The sequence below is a fragment of the Prevotella sp. MGM2 genome, assembly GCF_002933955.1.
Taxonomy (GTDB): domain Bacteria; phylum Bacteroidota; class Bacteroidia; order Bacteroidales; family Bacteroidaceae; genus Alloprevotella.
Genome location: NZ_BEWW01000177.1, coordinates 1 through 2,775 on the forward strand (window position 1 = coordinate 1; position 2,775 = coordinate 2,775).

At 52.0% G+C, this 2,775-nt stretch carries 1 protein-coding gene; it reads right to left on the bottom strand.

Annotation, left to right across the window (positions count from 1 at the left end; genetic code table 11):
- Positions 1-215: 215 nt before the first annotated feature.
- On the bottom strand, positions 216-2,775 hold a 2,560-nt coding region (locus tag C5S62_RS04390; protein WP_145958213.1), incomplete at its 5' end, for a MucBP domain-containing protein.

Below are 2,775 nucleotides of genomic sequence, written 5' to 3' on the forward strand. Positions count from 1 at the left end.
TTGTCGTAAAAAATACAACGTTTTCTTACACCAATAACGCCGGAAAACACAGAAAAAGCGGGACCTCCATGTAGGAAGTCCCGCTTGGCTGTTACAAAGATACTATATTTTTCATTGGAAAGCAAACAGTGTTAAAATGCACCATTGCAAAAAAACAGAGCCTGTCAGAACGGTTGCTTCCGGTAGCAGCCTTTCACTGGCATAACAGTCCGTTTTTATTTCAACAGAACTTTACGGCCGTTCACAATATAAATGCCACGGCCGGAAACGGCTTTAAGCCGGCGGCCGGCGAGGTCGTATATCGTGTTGTCGACTTTTCCGTCCTCTATGTCACGGATGCCGGAGGGCACTTCCTTTTCGTAAACCACATTTACCGTCACATGCCCTTCTACAGCCGCAAGCGCCTCGCTGCCTTCAATTTTCATAAGGATGTAACCTTCCACGGAAGGTGCGGAAACAGTGTGGGAATTGCCGGCTTTTACCAGACGTGTCTCAGAAGGTGCCAGAACTTCGCCTTCCTTAGTGGTATAGTGTACGGTGATCTCGAAATAAGGTTCCACAAAGTAGGTGAAAATTTTGTGTGGATGGCCGGGAGCGCTCCATCCTACCAGATTGCCGTTTTCCTGCCCATCCCAGCATTCGCCGTTGCGGCCCTGTATTTTCCATGACAGGTCATCATTGAGAGTAAAAGCGAATATATCGCCCGTAGAACTGACCACCGGATTGCCATTACGAGCAATAGAGGGGATATACTTGCCGAGATATTCGTTTTTCACCCTGAAACCATTGCTTGTCTTTAAGAGCGTCCATGGCGTGAGCGGGGTGGCACCTTCGGCATTGACCACACGGTTCACACGGCCGTCGGCCATAACTGTACGATACCCCTTGCGACCACCGTTGTTGGCATCGGAATCATCGTAAATGAGATAGCTGTTGCCGCTTTGCAGGTCGGAAGGGTCGGTCACAGCCTGGGCCACCGCTCTCACACCGCTAAAGCCTTCGGTGGTGTAAACGGCAGTGACTTTTATATCCTCTACGGGCAGTAAGGTCGTACCGTCTTCCTTGTCGGCACTCTCCAGCGTGTAATATTTCAGTTCCGGAATCACAACAGTGTATTCCTCTCCTACGGGAATGGCCGTTTCACTCTGCTCGATAATCGCACCGCGGGAATCTTTGCAGGTCACGACAACGGCATAGGCGGAACGTTTGTAAGTGACATTCCAGGTCGTGTCACCGGTTTTCTCGATGCTCTCGAATTTCATGTTCTTAAAAAACGGGCAAAGTTCGGCTGTTATTTCTTCCGTATCGGCAGGAACGCTCCGGCTTATTGTTCCAAGATTTCCTCCTTTGTCATCAACACAACGGAAAGTAATGACCTTCACTTCATCAATCTTCCACTCGGCGCCTTGAAGACGGGCGGCATCTGCGGCGGAACCGCTGATAGTGGAACCTGAACTGATGCAGCCGCTGTAACGGGAAGCATTTGCCGGCAAAGGAAAGAAACTGCGACCGTCGGCACTCAGTCTGAAATGGCCCGTAGCGGGAACAATCTTCAATACGAGACCGGTCCCTGCCGTGCCCACACCGACAGGAAAGCCCATACGGTCAACATAAGCGGCAGCGGCAGCAATGTAACGGCCGGTAATGGTATTCTGCAATTTCAAGGTTTGGGAGCCATCGGCATTCGGCGTACTTTCCGTCACAGTCCAGGCATTATTGGCAAAAGCATCGGCGGAATGCTGCAAGGCCGTACCGTCACCGCTATCGGAAATGGCGGTGGCATCAAAACCATCCACAGCGTTGGTAAAACGGTAAGTGCTCCCCACAGCAAGATGGTCGAAAGTGATAACTTCCACATCATCGTAGTTTTCAGCCGGCGAAAATTCCCAACAACCGCCGTTCCCGTCATTCGGATTGCTGTACACATTGACGGCCAGGCCCTGTCCGCCCATGGACGAATTAAGATAATTGCCCGCCAATTGGTTGCTGCCAATAGAATAGTAGTAATTACGGCCTTTCTGCCCATAGGCGCCGGCACCAAGAGTAAAATTGTAATGTTTGGCGGAATTGTCATATTCCCAACGTCCGCCGACGCCGTTGACCGTAGGTAAGGGTTTTACGGAACCTTCGGGCACTGCCTTGCACACCAGAGCGAAGCGGCCGGAGGCGGAGGGATCTTCCTCAAGGCTCCACCACTGGCAATCGTAATTAGCGGCGTTTTCATCGGCTTGCACGTTGGTCCAAAGCCTGCCGGGCTGTGCGCCGTTGGCGGCATAAGCAGTCAGCAACGGCGAGCCCGTAGCGAGCAATTCTATGCAACGGCCCTGACGGGTAGCATCCGTACCGCCGGATATAAGACGATACCAATATTGCTTTTCTGAAGTGGAGGCATGCGGCAACCTCATATCGGAAACGCTTTCGTCCTCATCCAGCATTTTGTATTTACAGTAGCGATAACCGCCATAATTAAGCAAAACGGTATCGGCTGTCATGCGTTTCTGAAAGTCAGTAAAGTCCTTACGGCTCTGAGGCGTCCAGCCGGCTTCGGCGATAGCCAGCAAACGTGGCAGGGCGAGCCACTCCATATATTCGCGGTCGCTCACGTGCTCACACCAGAAAGTGCCTTGGACGCCGGCATCGGTTTCGGCAGGCGGCACTGTGTTGTAAGTTTTCTGTACGTTGTCCGTACCATCGCCGGCTCCGGCGGGATCGCTGGCGAAGTTACCCTGCCGACGGTTGATATAGTAAGGTCCCCAAGGCGTATAGATATTGGGC